The organism is Bacillus haikouensis (assembly GCF_013179555.1).
GTDB classification, from domain to species: Bacteria; Bacillota; Bacilli; order Bacillales; family Bacillaceae_B; genus Rossellomorea; species Rossellomorea haikouensis_A.
In genome coordinates this window covers 1-15,795 of sequence record NZ_JABMCR010000084.1, presented here as the reverse complement: position 1 = coordinate 15,795, position 15,795 = coordinate 1, and the positions used below count along the sequence as shown (strand labels likewise).

Sequence of the window (15,795 nt, the reverse complement as noted above, 5' to 3'; positions counted from 1 at the left end):
GGTATGCCGATAGAATCAGAAGACATCAACGAGGACTTGGCAAGAAGGCAGAAAGGCTATGGACGCGGACGGAGAATGCAGATAGAGAAAGACCGCGTTTCAATCGTCGGAGGGGTGAGGCACGGATATACGCTTGGTTCACCTCTTGGACTGGTCGTCGAAAATAAAGATTGGACACATTGGACGAAAGTGATGGGTATAGAGCCTCTGATTCCTGGAGAGGAAGAGGAAGTGAAAAGAAAAATATCACGTCCGAGACCAGGTCATGCCGACTTGGTCGGCGGTATGAAGTATGGCCACCGCGACCTTCGGAATGTTCTTGAAAGATCGTCCGCAAGAGAAACCACCGTGCGGGTTGCAGCAGGGTCGGTTGCCAAAAAGTTGTTAAATCTTCTTGGTATCGAAGTTGTTGGACACGTACTTGAAATCGGCGGAATTAAAGCAGAAAACGTAAACTACGATTCAATAAATGATTTAAAAGAAAGAACAGAAGAATCACCTGTCCGCTGCCTGGACGGTAATGCTGCAAGCAAAATGATGAATTTAATAGATGAAGCAAAGCAAAATGGGGACTCTATTGGTGGAGTCGTGGAAGTGATTGTGGAAGGAATGCCTCAAGGTGTCGGAAGTTATGTACATTACGACAGAAAGCTGGATGCTAAATTGGCACGTGCCATTATGAGTATCAATGCATTTAAGGGTGTTGAATTCGGTCTGGGATTTGAAATGGCTAGAAAACCTGGCAGTGAAGTGCATGATGAAATCCTCTGGAGTGAGGAAAAAGGTTACTACAGAAGAACGAATAGATTGGGAGGGTTTGAAGGCGGTATGACCACGGGGATGCCCATCCACATCAAAGGAGTAATGAAGCCCATCCCAACACTGTATAAACCGCTTCAAAGCGTAGACATAGATACAAAAGAGCCTTTTAAAGCAAGTATCGAACGGTCAGACAGCTGTGCAGTTCCAGCAGCAAGTGTAGTGGCTGAGGCTGTTGTAGCATGGGAACTTGCTGCAGCGATTACAGAACAGTTTCACAGTGATCAATTTGAAAAGCTCCAAAGAGATGTTGAAACTCTTCGGAGAGAAACGAAGGAATATTAAATGAAAAGAATAAATGTGAAAACTTCTTCAAAATCTTATGATGTACTGCTCGGGAAGGGAATGACAGAGAAAATCACCACATTCATTTCGACTGAATTTCCTGACGTCTCCACTGTCTGGATCATTGCGGATGAAGCAGTCTTTTCACTTTACGGCAATCATTTTTCGAATGAACTTAAGAAATTTTATCCAGTAACAATCTACAAGGCTCCTTCAGGGGAGCAGGCAAAGAGCTTTGATGTTTATCATGAGGCTATAACACATGGACTGCGTAACCATGTCGATCGAAGGTCTCTTGTGATCGCATTCGGCGGGGGAGCGATTGGGGACCTTGCTGGTTTTGTAGCTTCAACCTTTATGAGAGGCATTCCTTTCATTGGAGTACCGACAACCATACTAGCCCATGACAGCGCAGTTGGAGGGAAAGTAGCGATCAATCATCCTTTGGGAAAAAATATGGTCGGCCAATTCTACCAGCCTGAAGGCGTCTTTTTTGACCTCAATTATTTTGACAGTTTACCTGCAAAAGAGGTTCTTTCAGGTTATGCTGAAGTGATCAAGCACGCCTTTTTATCCCATGCTTCATTCCTGGATGATTTGAAAACAAACTTCATAGCTGTGAATGAACTAAAGGATGACTTTATCCTTGACTGCCTGATAAAAGGGATCAAAGTCAAATCCGAAATCGTTTCGAAAGACGAGAAAGAAGCGGATATCCGTGCATACCTGAATTTTGGACACACCTATGGGCATGCTGTGGAAAGCGCCAGCGGTTATGGAAATCGGACACATGGTGAATCGGTCATGATCGGGATGGTATATGCACTCTATCTCAGTAAAAGATATTGCGGACTATCAATTAACCTTGAAGAGTTTATCCGGTGGGTGAGTTCCTTAGGGTACGACTTATCTATCCATGAAGAGATCTCATTCGAGCATCTTTTGAAAAAGATGAAAAATGACAAAAAATCAAAAGACCGTATGCCGGTTTTCGTGCTGCTAAGAGAAATAGGCGATCCCGTCCTAATGAATGTCCCAGAAGATGGACTCGCTGCAGCTGATCGATTTATCCGGGACATTCCTAAGTGGACAGGTGATAAATAGAGAATTGACAAAGGGAGAGTGAGAATGATGATGAGGGGAATCCGGGGAGCTACTACAGTTGAAGAGAATACCGAAAAGGAAATTCTCCTTTCAACTCATGAACTGCTGAATCAAATGATTCTACATAACCAGATTGATCCAGATAAAGTAGCATCTGTCTTCATATCGACTACATCAGATATTACCGAAGCGTTTCCTGCAAAAGCATTGAGGAATTTCGAAGATTGGAAGTTCGTTCCAGTCATGTGTATGCAGGAACTTAAAGTTCCCGGCGGGCTGGAACGATGTATCCGAGTGATGATTCATTATAATACTGCATGCCCGCAAAAAGAGATTCAGCATATTTATTTAAAAAATGCCGTCTCATTAAGACCCGATTTGCTCAATAGGGAATAAGTATAGTTGTATAAATAGTCAGTCTATACACGGATTGAAAGGAAGTTTTGTATATGCAATGGAAATCACAAGTACACAATCTAAAAGCATATCAACCTGGAAAGACGATGGAAGATGTTAAAGATGAATTCAATCTTGAAAAGGTAGTGAAGCTTGCTTCAAATGAGAATCCATATGGCTGCTCTCCTAAAGTGCAATCATTCATCGCTTCAGCAGCTTTGTCACATGCCATCTATCCAGACGGCTATGCTAAGCAACTGCGTATGAATGTAGCCAGGCATTTGTCTGTTGAGCCGCAGCAGCTGCTCTTTGGAAATGGCTCGGATGAAGTGATTCAAATGATTTCGAGAGCACTGCTCGATCGCACGAAGAGCACTGTAATGGCTGCACCTACATTTCCTCAGTATAAACATAATGCGATTGTCGAGGGAGCAGAGGTAAGAGAGGTTCCACTCGATAATGAAGGAAGGCATCAACTGGGCAAGATGCTTGACTGTATTGATGAAACAACAGCGGTTGTCTGGCTGTGTTCCCCGAATAATCCTACAGGCGAATACATCCATAAAGATGAACTTCTCGATTTTCTTAACCGCGTTCCTTCTGGTGTATTGGTCGTTTTGGATGAAGCATATTATGAATATGTAACTGCTGATGATTACTATGATTCCATAGAATTACTTCAAATCTATCCACAACTTTTGGTGACAAGGACCTTTTCAAAAGCATACGGGCTAGCTGGTTTCAGAATCGGTTATGGAGTGGGCAGTATTGATGTAATCAGTAAATTGGAACCGATCAGAGAACCTTTCAATAATAATTCTCTTGCTCAAGGGGCTGCGTCTGCGGCATTGGATGATCAGTCATTCATTAAAGAGTGCAGGGAGCTGAACAGGAATGGACTGCAGAAGTTTTATGAGTTTTGTGAAAATAACGGACTGAAGTATTTAAAATCCCAAGCGAACTTTATCCTGATTGAATTCGGAGTCAGCGGGGATGAAGTATTTCAATATCTGATGAGTAAAGGATATATTGTCCGTTCCGGCGAAGCACTTGGATATCCTCAATCGGTCAGAATTACAGTCGGTTCACCCGAACAAAACGAAGAGTTGATCTCACTTATGAAAGAGTTTCTTGCTCTGGCAAGGCAATACTGACTAAGTGCTGATAATTGAATGAATTGCAGCCGGAGGGTCATCTAGAGCAGACTGTCCGGCTTTTTTTAAAATGCTCGTCATGTCTCAACAAGGGAGAGAAATAGAATGGAAGGCAATGTATTGATTGTGGGGATGGGGTTGATCGGTGGTTCACTCGCACTTTGCATAAAAGAAGAACACCGATATGCATCCATCATCGGATATGATGTTAATCATAAAGAATTACGCCTTGCAAAGACACTTGGTGTGATTGATGAAATGGCATTGACACTCGAACAAGGTGCAGAAAAGGCGGACCTTATTATAATCTCGACCCCGGTTACGCAAACTGAAAAAATCCTGAAGATATTACATAACACGGATCTGAAACCGGATGTCTTAATTACAGACACGGGAAGCACGAAAGAACAAATCATGAAAGCATCACTGCCATTGATCAGCAAAGGTGTCACTTTTATAGGCGGGCACCCGATGGCGGGTTCACATAAGAGTGGAGTAAGTGCTGCGAAGGAAATTCTTTTTGAGAATGCGTTTTATATGCTTACACCTTCTGAGCGTTTACAGGATGATGAGATCGGGACACTTAAGAGATGGCTTTGTGGTACAAAGGCAAAGTTTCTAGTCGTTCCTCCGAAAGAACATGATGAGCTGACGGGTATGATCAGCCACTTCCCTCACATCATCGCAGCATCACTTGTTCATCAGGCGAAGGATTCTTCAGGTGAGCACCCTTATCTAAGGAGGCTTGCTGCGGGCGGCTTTCGTGATATCACGAGAATCGCTTCTTCGAATCCGGTGATGTGGAAAGATATCACACTGCAAAATAGTCATGTTTTGTTGGAAATTCTCGGAAAGTGGAAAATAGAGATGGAAGACGTTATTCAGATGATAATAAAAAATGATTCAGAAGAGATACACAGTTATTTTCATGAGGCAAAGATATTTCGTGATGAACTGCCGGTTCTTTCGAAAGGGGCAATTCCTGCCTTTTACGACTTATATATTGATGTTCCCGATTATCCGGGTGTCATTTCAGAGGTGACGGCATATCTAGCGGAAGAAAGAATCAGCTTGACAAATATACGCATCCTTGAAACTCGTGAAGACTTATATGGTGTTTTGGTCATCAGCTTTCAAACCATTGAAGATCGGGAAAGAGCAGTGGTGTGTCTGAAAGAAAAGACAGCATACGAATTGTTCATCGATTAAGGAGGAGAATTATGAATAATAAATTGAAACTAACAAAGCCGGAACGAGGATTAAATGGGAAACTCGGGGTCCCCGGGGATAAGTCCATTTCTCATCGGGCTGTCATGTTCGGTGCTGTAGCGGAAGGGAGGACGACCATACATAATTTCCTGATGGGGGAAGATTGTTTAAGCACGATCTCATGTTTCCGTAAATTAGGGGTCAATATTATGCTGCAAGAAGATACAGTGGTAGTACAAGGCAAAGGCTGGGACTCGCTGTCAGAACCCGTTGAAGTGTTGGATACAGGTAATTCAGGGACGACGACCAGACTAATGATGGGGATATTGGCTGGCAGGCCATTTCATTCTGTCATAATCGGAGATGATTCAATTGCCAAAAGGCCTATGAAAAGAGTGACAGATCCTTTAAAACTTTTCGGCACGGCAATTGATGGACGTGATGAAGGCAACTTCACGCCGTTATCCATTCGCGGGGGCAATTTAAAAGCCATTCAATACAGCCTTCCTGTTGCGAGCGCACAAGTGAAATCCGCCATCTTGTTAGCAGGGCTGCAGGCAGAAGGTGTAACAGAAATCATCGAGCCGGAAAGAACAAGGGACCACACAGAGAAGATGATTCTTGAATTCGGCGGGGAAATCGAGAGGAAGGAAGATACCATTAAGCTACGGGGCGGACAGGTACTAAGCGGGACCGATGTTTACGTCCCTGGGGATATTTCAAGTGCAGCATTCTTTATGACGGCAGCTGCGATCGTGAAAGGCAGCAGTATCACCTTAAAGAACGTAGGACTGAATGAGACAAGAACAGGTATCGTCGAAGTCATGAGAAGAATGGGCGCAAGAATGGAAATTATGGAAAAAACGGCTTCAGGAGAAAGAATCGGTGATATCCATGTGGAAACCTCGGAACTTAAAGGAATTGAAATTGGAGGAGATCTGATTCCGACACTGATCGATGAAATCCCTGTGATTGCGTTATTGGCAACACAGGCAAAGGGTACAACCATCATCAAAGATGCAGAAGAATTAAAAGTGAAAGAAACGAATAGAATTGATGCCGTTGTGCAGGAACTAAAGAAGCTTGGAGCAGATATTACAGCAACTGATGATGGAATGATCATTAAGGGAGCAACAGCACTCCAAGGGTCTGACGTCCATTCCTGGGGGGACCACAGAATTGGAATGACGCTTGCAGTAGCCTCTTTAATAACAGATTCCCCTGTTTATTTGGAAAATGCTGACGCCATTAACATTTCTTATCCTCAATTCTTTGAAGATCTTAAAATGCTGATGGAATAATTCTTGAATCCTTACGGAAGAAGACAGAGTCTTCTTCCGTTAATTTATGAACAAACAGTCATTTCTATTTTCCTTTCTTCATAGCTTGTCTATAAAGGAAGGTGAATTGATGAGTAAATATATTATCGAACGTGCCAACTATGCAGTCGAAGACAGCTTCAGCGAGATTTCTATGTTAATCGAGGAGGATCGAATATCAGCAATTAGAAATAGTTTCTCTCATTACAGCCATATGAGATTGAATGTCTCCCCTTTCATCATGACCCCTGTACATGTAATGTGTGACCTGGAGTTTCCGGTTGATCATGAATTTACTTCTTTCAAGTCCTATATTTTGGATCATTTTATATCAAAAGGATGCACCACCATCCTGACTTCCTTTTCAATTTCTTACGAATATGAATTTCATAATAAACTGCAGGAACGAAAAACATCTCTTCTAAGCAGTCCCCTTGATTATACAATCGGCCTGGTTTCCCCGCCTCGATTGATAACCCAGGACATCATTAGGTTATGTAAACGGAATAAAGTTCCGGTCATTTGGTTGAAAATGGATGACATGGAGGCATTTAAATCAGTTAAATGGGGATGGATTAAAGGAATGTTAGTTGATTATCCCATTACTTTTGTCCCCTTTTTTACGACAAATCTGGACAAGAAAGAGAAAATAAAGCCTCTTAAGATTTGGCAAAAAACAATGGAATTCGAGAAAATTCCTCATTTTTCAGAAGAAATTCCGCAAAAAGTCCCGCTATCTTTAAAGAAATTGAAAAAAATTGGCATATACCCGCATAGAGGAAATTTTCTGTCAGGTGGAGAAATTAGTTATAACCTCTATATGAACAATGATGAACGGCCGTTGTCAGACGAGAATTCATTTCATTATGAAAGTCATGAATTAAAATGTACAATGAATAGAGGGAAGTATTACTATTTACATGATCATGGCTGCTTTTGTCCTGGAGCTGGAAAAGAACTCAGAATACAAACTCCGGGATTTTTCACCTGAAAATCCGGTTAAGCCGGGCAGTTGAATTCAGCAAGGCATTGAGTTCTCCGGCATAAGGAAAAAGTATGCTTAAATAATCGAAAATCCACGCAGTATAGAAAGGAAATAAACATGTCGTACGGAGAAAAAATGATAACTTCTTTGGAAGAAGGCCGATTGGAAGAAGCAAAAACACACTTTGATGAAGCATTGAAGTTCGGCGGTCACGAAGAAAAATTCAGCTTGGCAGAAGAGCTTCACCATTTAGGGTTTCTTGAAGAAGCTAAAGAGTTATATGAAAATTTACTTCTCTATTATCCGGGCGAAGGTGAATTGATCATCGAACTTGCAGAAGTGTTGGTGGAAATGGATAAGGAAGAAGAAGCGATTGAACAACTTTCTCAATTAGAAGAAGGTGACATTTCCTACCCCCGGGCATTGTTATTAATGGCGGATCTATATCAGATGCAGGGTCTCTTTGAGGTCAGTGAACAAAAACTCCTGAAGGCTGAAGTGCTTTTGCCTGACGAACCTGTCATTCTTTTCGGACTGGGGGAGTTATACTCTGAAACAGGCAGATTCCTGGAAGCTATCAGGTATTATACTCATCTGATTGAACGAGGTACTACTGAAATCGGCGGTACTTACATCCACCAGCGTCTGGGTGAAGCATACAGTGTGGGTGGATCTTTTGAAGAGGCATTATCCCATTATGAGAAAGCCATTGAAGAGCATTTGGAAATCAATACGTTGTTCGGTTATGCATTTACTGCTTATCAGGCAGGATTCTATGAAACGGCAATCGAAAAACTTGTTTCGGTAAAAGAACTTGATCCTGATTACCATTCAGTGTATTTGCTGCTTGCAAAGGCTTATGAGCATGAAGAACAACTCGAAGATAGCATGAGTGTCATACAGGAAGGAGTCAAGCAGGACGAATTCAATAAAGAACTGAACTTATTTGGAGGAAGGATTTCCCTGAAGCTCGGTTTGGAAGATGAAGCGGAAAAATTCCTGAGGGATGCCCTGGCGCTTGATCCCGGATACCTGGAAGCGGCATTGCTCATCAATAAGCTGTTCTTTATCCAGGAACGCTATGAAGATGTTCTGGAAATTGCTCAAATGCTTACCGCGGAAGGGGAAGAGGAACCTCAGATTACTTGGGATCTTGCAAAAGCATATGAGGGGCTTGAACAATATAATCATGCATTAAAACAATACCGGGCTGCATATACTTATTTTAAGAATCATGTAGAGTTCCTGGCAGAGTATGGACAATTCCTTGTTGAAGAAGGACTACGGGAAGAAGCAATAGAAGTATATAAAGAACTCCTTAATATGGATCCTTCAAATGATGAGTGGCAGGAATTGATTGAAAGACTGCAAGACTGACCCGGACATGTATGAAGACGGATGGCCGGTAAATAGCTGCATTTGCTTTAATTGGAATTATTATGTTCATTAGACCCGGTTTTTAATTAATTTGGATTTCGCAGAGGAGGGAAACCTATGACCACCCCTGTTTCTGTCAACGAGAAGAAAGAATTTATTCGCTGGTTTTTAAATCGTTATCAATTGAAAAGAAGAGAATGTGTATGGATATTAAATTATTTAATGAGCCACGATCAATTAATGAAGAAAGTCCACTTTGTGGAAGAGTCCCAATATTGTCCGAGAGGCTTAGTCATGTCGACCCATTGTGTTGAAGATGTACCATTCCGTTTCTACAAAGAAAACATCATGACAACGGATGCTGAAAAATCATTTCATGATATCCGATTGAATAAAGACGAAGATATCTATATTCAATTGAACTTCAGTAAAGCCAATGCCAGTTATCAATTCGCAGCGGTGCTGGAAGAGAATCCGTTTATGCCGAAATACCTGCTGATAAATGAAAAGGACCGAATCGTTGCAGAACAGTTCTTGAAGGAAAGCTTACACTCATTTCAGAAAAACCGTCTATTAGAAGCGATTGACAGAGCACTGGATAATGGGGATAAAGAAACCTTCAATAAATTGACGGAAGAACTGAATAAACTAGAAAAGAAAGAATGAAGGCTCCCTTCATTCTTTTTTTTATTGTCATTCATAGCTTCCATTATTTTGTACATACTACGGAATAAGTGAATTTCCTTTAAATAATGAAGGTTTAAATGATATGATGGGAGGTATAAAATGATAGCAAAAAGTGAGGGAACAAGATGAATTGGAATGTAAAAGATATTGAGGTCTTTGAAACCGAGAAAGAATACATAGATACCGCTGTGATCCCGATGATTCCCATTGATTTCATCAAGAACATCAAATCTTCGGCAGCCCAGACGGAATTCATTTCATTGCTGACCTTCCATTTGGAGAGGCAATTCAAGGGGAGGATGATCATAACTCCTCCATTTACCTATCTGATGGGAAGCAATGAGGGCAACGTCGGAGAAGTGCGGGAATGGGATGCACGAATGAAGGAAAGTGGTGTAAAACATGTTTTCTTTCTTACGTCCGATAGTGACTGGAAAAAAACAGAAGAAGCTTTCAATGATCAACTGATATGGATCCCATCAATCCCGCTGGAACATTTGGATGAACAATATAAGCACTCGATCATGGAAGATCAGGTGAAACAGCTGTTGAATGTGATTGTACAAAAATGGCAAAAAAATTCATAAAAACTTCACATTGTATCCATCTTTTAGTTTATTGAGTTATTGACCTTGTAATAACTTTAATATATCATAGTTATGTCCTAGTTTTATATTTGTGCGAAATATGTCCGATGGACTTACCTTACGATAGAGGGGGGAAAAGGATGAGCAAGCATCGTGTATCGAGACGTCAATTCCTTAACTATACACTTACGGGTGTAGGCGGTTTCATGGCAGCAGGAATGCTAATGCCAATGGTTCGATTTGCTGTCGATCCAGTGTTGAAAACTTCAGCTGCTGGAGATTTTATTGCGACGAAGCAAAAAGTAGCAGAATTAACGAATGAACCAGTTCGTGTCGACTATTCTTATGAACAAAAAGATGCGTGGTACACATCAGAAGTTACTCACACTGCATGGGTTTACAAGAACAAGGAAGGAAACATTATTGCTCTTTCACCAGTATGTAAGCATCTTGGATGCACAGTCAACTGGGCCGGAGACAAGAATAATCCGAATAAGTTCTATTGCCCTTGTCATGGTGGACTGTATGAGAAAAATGGTAAAAATATTCCTGGTACACCACCGACAGCACCGTTGGATACATATCCGACAAAAGAGAAAGACGGTATTTTATACCTTGGACAACCTGAACCAAATAAATATGTTAAGTAAGGGGGCGTAATCTGTGCTGAACAAAATCTATGACTGGGTTGACGAGCGTTTGGACATTACGCCTATGTGGCGCGATATTGCGGACCACGAAGTACCTGAACACGTAAACCCTGCGCATCATTTCTCTGCGTTTGTTTACTGTTTCGGCGGTCTGACTTTCTTCGTAACCGTAATACAAATTTTATCTGGTATGTTCCTGACTATGTACTATGTACCCGATATCAAGAACGCTTGGGAATCAGTTTATTATCTGCAAAACGAAGTAGCATTCGGACAAATCGTCCGTGGAATGCATCACTGGGGAGCCAGCTTGGTAATCGTAATGATGTTCTTACATACACTGCGTGTATTCTTCCAAGGTGCATACAAGAAACCTCGTGAATTGAACTGGGTTGTTGGAGTACTTATTTTCTTCGTTATGTTAGGGCTGGGTTTCACCGGTTATTTATTGCCGTGGGATATGAAAGCGCTATTCGCGACGAAGGTTGGTCTTGAAATTGCGGCTGCAACGCCATTCATCGGTGAACAAGTGAAAACGCTTTTAGCCGGTGATGCTACAATAGTAGGTGCTCAAACGTTAACGCGTTTCTTCGCGATACACGTATTCTTCCTGCCTGCTGCACTTCTTGGATTAATGGGAGCTCACTTCCTCATGATCCGGAAGCAAGGTATTTCCGGACCACTATAAGATACGATTTATTAAAAACCTGATAAACCTATTAAAAGGAGGGGGACACTATGCATCGAGGAAAAGGGATGAAGTTTGTTGGTGATTCTCGTGTGCCTGCAAACAGAAAACCGAATATTCCTAAAGATTATTCGGAGTTCCCTGGAAAAACAGAAGCTTTCTGGCCAAACTTCTTACTGAAAGAATGGCTGGTAGGGGCTGTTTTCCTGATTGGTTACTTATGTTTGACGGTTGCACATCCATCCCCGTTAGAACGTATTGCCGATCCGACAGATACTGGATATATTCCATTACCTGACTGGTATTTCTTATTCTTATACCAATTACTTAAATACACATATGCATCTGGACCTTATAATGTTATTGGAGCATTCATCATTCCAGGAATTGCTTTTGGTGCGCTTCTTCTTGCACCATTCATTGACAGAGGGCCTGAACGCCGTCCGACAAAGCGTCCATTTGCAACAGGATTCATGTTATTGGCTCTTGCAGCTACTTATTTCCTGACTTGGGAATCTGTTGCTACTCATGACTGGGAAGCAGCTAAAGAACAAGGTAAGATAGTGGCGGAAGCAGAGATTGATAAAGAATCTGAAGGGTATAAAATTTACTCTGATGCCAAAAACAGCTGTATCACTTGTCACGGCGATAATATGACAGGGGGAGCAGCGGCACCATCTTTAGTTGGTACAGGTCTGAAGCCTGACGAAATTAAAGACATCGCCAAAAATGGTAAGCCTCCTGGAATGCCGTCAGGTTTATTCAAAGGTACGGATGAAGAGCTGGATAAATTGGCTGAATTCATTTCCGGACTAAAAGCAGAATAACATGTGAAAAAAGAGCCAGCAGTTGTTGGCTCTTTTTTTCTACAATGAAACTCTTTTAAAAGAAAGGGGCAGGCAGGATGATTTCTTGGTTATTCTCCGTTATGACAAACAAAGCTTTTATATGGATGCTGCTCATCGTAAATATCTTAGGTACGATTTATGGTTATATATGGTACTTGCCTCAACTGAGAAATACTCCTGAGCAATTCATGATTTTTGTTCCCGACAGTCCAACGGCAAGTCTCTTTTTTTGTTTCGTACTGATCGCGTTCCTGATGAAAAGGAATTGGCCGCTTTTTGAGGTGCTGGCAATCATCACTTTGTTCAAGTATGGAGTCTGGGCTGTGGTCATGAATTTGCTCACTCTATTGGTTAGTGGTGAACTGCCATGGGAAGGGTATATGCTGATGGTATCCCATGGAGCGATGGCTGTTCAGGGTATATTATATTCTTCATTTTATCGGGTGAAGTTATGGCATTTGGTCGCAGGGGCATTATGGACTTTACATAATGATATTATTGATTATGTTTACATGCAATTCCCTGTGTATTCGAAGCTGTTTCTTTACATACAAAATATTGGTTATTTCACTTTCTGGCTAAGTATTGTTTCAATTGCACTAGCATTCTATTTTACCCAAAGGACACCCCGGTACCGTTTGGATCCCAACTTTTAGTCAGTTTTTTTGGTCTACTCTTGTCCACCCTTTCATACACTTTAGTAGTAGTTTTAGGGGGGACAAGTATGAAATACATGAAAGCAGTGTTTATCCTATTCTTTTTATTTTCAGTTCCGCATGTTTCTCTGGCAGATCACGCTCCGTCTCCAGTGAATGAACTTGATGATATCGCCGATCAGGCATTGCAAATGACTAAAGCCGGTAAATATGAGGAAGCGAAACATTTATTAAATCAATTTTCGGAAGAGTTTACCGCAGCAAGTATGCATCAGTCGTTTTCTATGGATGAGTTAAGAATTATGACGATCTCACATAATCTTGCTTTAGAAACCATTAACCAGACGAATGCAGGCATTGAACAGAAAGTGAATGCTGTCACAAGATTCAGATTAGTCATGGATGCATTATCAAGCCATTACCAGCCTCTTTGGGTTGAAATGGAAGATCCACTTATGGAAGCTTTTAATGGGGTGAAAACGGCTGCCGAAATCGGCAACAGCGAACAATATCATACAGAACTAAATTTATTTCTATCGAAATATAATATCATCCAGCCCAGTATCAAGCTTGATATTCCTGTAGACCAGGCTCAAGCATTGGATGCAAGGATATCCTATCTGGACAACTATCGGCAAAAGGTTCTGGAAAGTACGGACGCAATGGCAGAATTGACAACCCTGCAGACAGATCTTGAGCATCTTTTTGAAAATAAAAAGGAAGATGAAGCCGACCCTTCTTTATGGTGGGTGATTATTTCTACCGGAAGCATTATTGTTTCTACATTATCCTATGTAGGTTGGAGAAAATACAAGGGACGGGGAGAAGCACCTTCATCAGAACGGCAAAAAAATTGACAGAATCTTTTTGGCAATATAAAATTTAGTTATCTGAACATCTGGAGGTTTTTGTGACAATGATGAGCTTTATTATCTACTTTTTACTCATTGCCCTGATTCCAATTTGGGCGCAATTGCGTGTGAAAAGTACGTTTAAAAAATATTCGCGGGTGGCTACGACTTCCGGTATGACCGGCAGGGAAATGGCAAGGAAGATACTTGATGAGAATGGGTTATTTGATGTAAAAGTGGTTGAGGGCAGAGGGTTCCTGAGTGACCACTACAATCCGATTTCTAAAACGGTTGCTTTATCACCTGATAACTACCATGGGCATTCGGTCGCAGGGGCAGCTGTGGCAGCGCATGAGGTAGGGCACGCCATTCAGGATGCTGAAAGTTATGCGTTTCTTCGTTTTCGACATGCTTTGGTGCCTGTTGCAAATATCGGTTCGAATATGTCATGGATCTTCCTGCTCATTGGCTTGTTCACCCAAATGACCGGTATGTTCCTTCTCGGTATCATATTGATGGCAGCGGGTGTAGTCTTCCAGTTGATCACGCTTCCTGTTGAATTTAATGCATCATCCCGTGCAATGAATCAAATTGTATCACTGGGATTGATCCGCAATGAAGAAGAACGACATGCGAAGAAAGTATTAAATGCAGCGGCAATGACATATGTTGCAGCAGCTGCAGTAGCGGTAATAGAATTATTAAGACTTGTGTTGATCTTTACCGGTATGCAGGGTGAAGATTAATTTCACGGGTATTTAATCAAAGCCAGGCCCATGCCTGGCTTTTCATTTTGAATAATTTTATAAAAACCCAAATGGCGGGGGCCGTCGTGTTTTTAAGTAAAGTGATTTAATATACCTTAGTCATGGAGAGGGTTTTTGTCTGCATCCAGTGTAAATCCTTCTCCAAGAACATCATGAACGACCGTTACAGAAACAAAAGCATGTGGATCCACAGCGGTTATAATATTTTTCAGCCGTACAATTTCATTTTTGCCAACGACACAGTAGAGCACTTCCCGGTCTTGCTTTGTGAAGGAGCCGTGACCTCTTAAAACAGTGACACCACGATCCATTTTTTCATTGATTACTCCGGCTATTTCTTCATGATGATCAGAAATGATCATTGCACCACGTGCAGAATATGCCCCTTCCTGCATGAAGTCTATTACTTTGGCTGCGACAAATACTGCTACCAATGTGTACATGGCTTCCCTGTATTCCAGGTAGGTAATAAGAGAAGCTATGATAACCACAGCATCGAACATAAACATGGTTTTTCCCATGCTCCAGCCGATATACTTATGAACTAATCTGGCGATAATATCCACACCGCCCGTTGTCCCGCCGTATCTGAATATGATCCCCAGGCCTATTCCGATGAATACACCTGCAAATAGTGCTACAAGAAATAAGTCATCCTCGAGGTGAATCACCATTTGATACCGTTGGAAAATCCATAAGAATACAGATAGGCTTACAGTACCGATAATTGTGTAATAAAATGCCTTCTTTCCGAGAAGCTTCCAGCCTACAAAGAACAGAGGTATATTCAGGGCAAGGTTAGAGTAGGAAGGATCAATATTGAATAGAAAGTATAGAATTAGCGTAATACCCGTAAATCCACCTTCTGCAAGTTCATTCTGCATATTAAAGTGCACCAGGCCAAAGGCAAAGATTGCAGAACCTAATAGAATGAAAAAGATATTTTTAAAGCGTAATTCGAGCATTGGCGATGTCCCTCCTTTGATGGGTGATGTCCAGTTAACAGAGACATTATATAGGAAGTGTTTTGATGTGGCAATCCTATAAACGTAATATTTGTAAATGTGATAAGATTTAGCTAACATGATAAAAGACGATGAAGGAGTGTGTCTTTCAAAATGACCGACGAAAAAACCATGAATCAATTACAGACTGAAGTGGATCAATACATAAGCCAATTTAAAGAAGGATATTTCAGCCCGCTTGCAATGATGGCCAGGTTAACAGAAGAGTTGGGAGAACTCGCACGTGAAATTAACCATTATTATGGTGAAAAGCCGAAGAAAAATACCGAAAAAGAAAAAACTGTTGAAGAAGAACTTGGTGATGTCTTATTTGTGCTCCTCTGTCTGGCTAATTCTCTGAATATCAGTCTTGAGGAAGCACATAATCGTGTTATGCATAAATTTAATA

Annotated in this window: 18 protein-coding genes; 17 read left to right on the top strand and 1 reads right to left on the bottom strand. The window is 41.4% G+C overall.

Annotated features, from left to right (window positions below; translation table 11 throughout):
• The 16 genes from aroC to HP456_RS10105 all read left to right on the top strand — a co-directional run.
• Positions 1 to 1,104: chorismate synthase (gene aroC, locus HP456_RS10180; RefSeq protein WP_172250631.1), on the top strand; the 1,104-nt coding region annotated here is incomplete at its 5' end.
• Positions 1,105 to 2,208 carry a 3-dehydroquinate synthase gene (aroB, locus tag HP456_RS10175; RefSeq protein ID WP_172250629.1) on the top strand — a complete coding sequence of 368 codons (1,104 nt, stop codon included), beginning with the start codon at positions 1,105 to 1,107 and terminating at the stop codon, positions 2,206 to 2,208.
• Positions 2,209 to 2,232: 24 nt separating this feature from the next.
• On the top strand, positions 2,233 to 2,604 hold the full coding sequence (gene aroH / locus HP456_RS10170; RefSeq protein WP_172250627.1) for a chorismate mutase: 372 nt from the start codon (positions 2,233 to 2,235) through the stop codon (positions 2,602 to 2,604).
• Positions 2,605 to 2,657: 53 nt separating this feature from the next.
• The gene (gene hisC, locus HP456_RS10165) at positions 2,658 to 3,758 is read left to right on the top strand and encodes a histidinol-phosphate transaminase (protein WP_172250625.1); all 1,101 of its coding nucleotides are present in this window, start codon (positions 2,658 to 2,660) and stop codon (positions 3,756 to 3,758) included.
• Positions 3,759 to 3,863: 105 nt separating this feature from the next.
• Entirely contained in the window at positions 3,864 to 4,967 is a 1,104-nt protein-coding gene (locus tag HP456_RS10160; protein ID WP_172250623.1) for a prephenate dehydrogenase, read from the top strand.
• A gap of 11 nt (positions 4,968 to 4,978) precedes the next feature.
• Entirely contained in the window at positions 4,979 to 6,268 is a 1,290-nt protein-coding gene (gene aroA / locus HP456_RS10155; protein ID WP_172250621.1) for a 3-phosphoshikimate 1-carboxyvinyltransferase, read from the top strand.
• A 109-nt stretch (positions 6,269 to 6,377) separates the two neighbouring features.
• Complete coding sequence (locus HP456_RS10150) at positions 6,378 to 7,277, top strand: hypothetical protein (RefSeq protein WP_172250619.1); 900 nt, start codon at positions 6,378 to 6,380, stop codon at positions 7,275 to 7,277.
• Positions 7,278 to 7,406: 129 nt separating this feature from the next.
• Positions 7,407 to 8,648, top strand: a complete 1,242-nt coding sequence (locus tag HP456_RS10145) for a tetratricopeptide repeat protein (protein ID WP_246288928.1) — start codon at positions 7,407 to 7,409, stop codon at positions 8,646 to 8,648.
• A gap of 117 nt (positions 8,649 to 8,765) precedes the next feature.
• Positions 8,766 to 9,314, top strand: a complete 549-nt coding sequence (locus HP456_RS10140; protein WP_172250615.1) for a ReoY family proteolytic degradation factor — start codon at positions 8,766 to 8,768, stop codon at positions 9,312 to 9,314.
• A 146-nt stretch (positions 9,315 to 9,460) separates the two neighbouring features.
• The gene (locus HP456_RS10135; RefSeq protein ID WP_172250613.1) at positions 9,461 to 9,922 is read left to right on the top strand and encodes a YpiF family protein; all 462 of its coding nucleotides are present in this window, start codon (positions 9,461 to 9,463) and stop codon (positions 9,920 to 9,922) included.
• A 140-nt stretch (positions 9,923 to 10,062) separates the two neighbouring features.
• Positions 10,063 to 10,572, top strand: coding sequence for a QcrA and Rieske domain-containing protein (locus tag HP456_RS10130; protein WP_172250611.1), 510 nt, complete (start codon positions 10,063 to 10,065; stop codon positions 10,570 to 10,572).
• A gap of 13 nt (positions 10,573 to 10,585) precedes the next feature.
• Positions 10,586 to 11,260 carry a menaquinol-cytochrome c reductase cytochrome b subunit gene (gene qcrB / locus HP456_RS10125; protein ID WP_172250609.1) on the top strand — a complete coding sequence of 225 codons (675 nt, stop codon included), beginning with the start codon at positions 10,586 to 10,588 and terminating at the stop codon, positions 11,258 to 11,260.
• A 50-nt stretch (positions 11,261 to 11,310) separates the two neighbouring features.
• Positions 11,311 to 12,087 carry a menaquinol-cytochrome c reductase cytochrome b/c subunit gene (locus HP456_RS10120; protein ID WP_172250607.1) on the top strand — a complete coding sequence of 259 codons (777 nt, stop codon included), beginning with the start codon at positions 11,311 to 11,313 and terminating at the stop codon, positions 12,085 to 12,087.
• 80 nt (positions 12,088 to 12,167) lie between these two features.
• Positions 12,168 to 12,764 carry a lipoprotein heptaprenylglyceryl N-acetyltransferase LhaT gene (lhaT, locus tag HP456_RS10115; RefSeq protein ID WP_172250635.1) on the top strand — a complete coding sequence of 199 codons (597 nt, stop codon included), beginning with the start codon at positions 12,168 to 12,170 and terminating at the stop codon, positions 12,762 to 12,764.
• A 68-nt stretch (positions 12,765 to 12,832) separates the two neighbouring features.
• Positions 12,833 to 13,621 carry a sporulation protein YpjB gene (gene ypjB / locus HP456_RS10110; RefSeq protein WP_172250605.1) on the top strand — a complete coding sequence of 263 codons (789 nt, stop codon included), beginning with the start codon at positions 12,833 to 12,835 and terminating at the stop codon, positions 13,619 to 13,621.
• Positions 13,622 to 13,683: 62 nt separating this feature from the next.
• The gene (locus HP456_RS10105; RefSeq protein ID WP_172250633.1) at positions 13,684 to 14,361 is read left to right on the top strand and encodes a zinc metallopeptidase; all 678 of its coding nucleotides are present in this window, start codon (positions 13,684 to 13,686) and stop codon (positions 14,359 to 14,361) included.
• A 116-nt stretch (positions 14,362 to 14,477) separates the two neighbouring features.
• Here HP456_RS10105 and HP456_RS10100 read toward each other — a convergent pair whose 3' ends face one another.
• Positions 14,478 to 15,347, bottom strand: coding sequence for a YitT family protein (locus HP456_RS10100; protein ID WP_172250603.1), 870 nt, complete (start codon positions 15,345 to 15,347; stop codon positions 14,478 to 14,480).
• A gap of 153 nt (positions 15,348 to 15,500) precedes the next feature.
• Between HP456_RS10100 and HP456_RS10095 the strand changes: the two genes are divergently transcribed.
• Positions 15,501 to 15,795: nucleotide pyrophosphohydrolase (locus HP456_RS10095; protein WP_172250601.1), on the top strand; the 295-nt coding region annotated here is incomplete at its 3' end.

Excerpts from the sequence above, each read along its gene's own strand:
- aroB (WP_172250629.1), top strand. The coding sequence starts at position 1,105 with ATGAAAAGAATAAATGTGAAAACTTCTTCAAAATCTTATGATGTACTG.
- HP456_RS10135 (WP_172250613.1), top strand. The coding sequence starts at position 9,461 with ATGAATTGGAATGTAAAAGATATTGAGGTCTTTGAAACCGAGAAAGAA.
- aroA (WP_172250621.1), top strand. The coding sequence starts at position 4,979 with ATGAATAATAAATTGAAACTAACAAAGCCGGAACGAGGATTAAATGGG.
- HP456_RS10120 (WP_172250607.1), top strand. The coding sequence starts at position 11,311 with ATGCATCGAGGAAAAGGGATGAAGTTTGTTGGTGATTCTCGTGTGCCT.
- HP456_RS10130 (WP_172250611.1), top strand. The coding sequence starts at position 10,063 with ATGAGCAAGCATCGTGTATCGAGACGTCAATTCCTTAACTATACACTT.
- hisC (WP_172250625.1), top strand. The coding sequence starts at position 2,658 with ATGCAATGGAAATCACAAGTACACAATCTAAAAGCATATCAACCTGGA.
- HP456_RS10105 (WP_172250633.1), top strand. The coding sequence starts at position 13,684 with ATGAGCTTTATTATCTACTTTTTACTCATTGCCCTGATTCCAATTTGG.
- HP456_RS10100 (WP_172250603.1), bottom strand. The coding sequence starts at position 15,347 with ATGCTCGAATTACGCTTTAAAAATATCTTTTTCATTCTATTAGGTTCT.
- HP456_RS10140 (WP_172250615.1), top strand. The coding sequence starts at position 8,766 with ATGACCACCCCTGTTTCTGTCAACGAGAAGAAAGAATTTATTCGCTGG.
- ypjB (WP_172250605.1), top strand. The coding sequence starts at position 12,833 with ATGAAATACATGAAAGCAGTGTTTATCCTATTCTTTTTATTTTCAGTT.
- HP456_RS10150 (WP_172250619.1), top strand. The coding sequence starts at position 6,378 with ATGAGTAAATATATTATCGAACGTGCCAACTATGCAGTCGAAGACAGC.
- HP456_RS10160 (WP_172250623.1), top strand. The coding sequence starts at position 3,864 with ATGGAAGGCAATGTATTGATTGTGGGGATGGGGTTGATCGGTGGTTCA.
- HP456_RS10145 (WP_246288928.1), top strand. The coding sequence starts at position 7,407 with ATGATAACTTCTTTGGAAGAAGGCCGATTGGAAGAAGCAAAAACACAC.
- aroH (WP_172250627.1), top strand. The coding sequence starts at position 2,233 with ATGATGATGAGGGGAATCCGGGGAGCTACTACAGTTGAAGAGAATACC.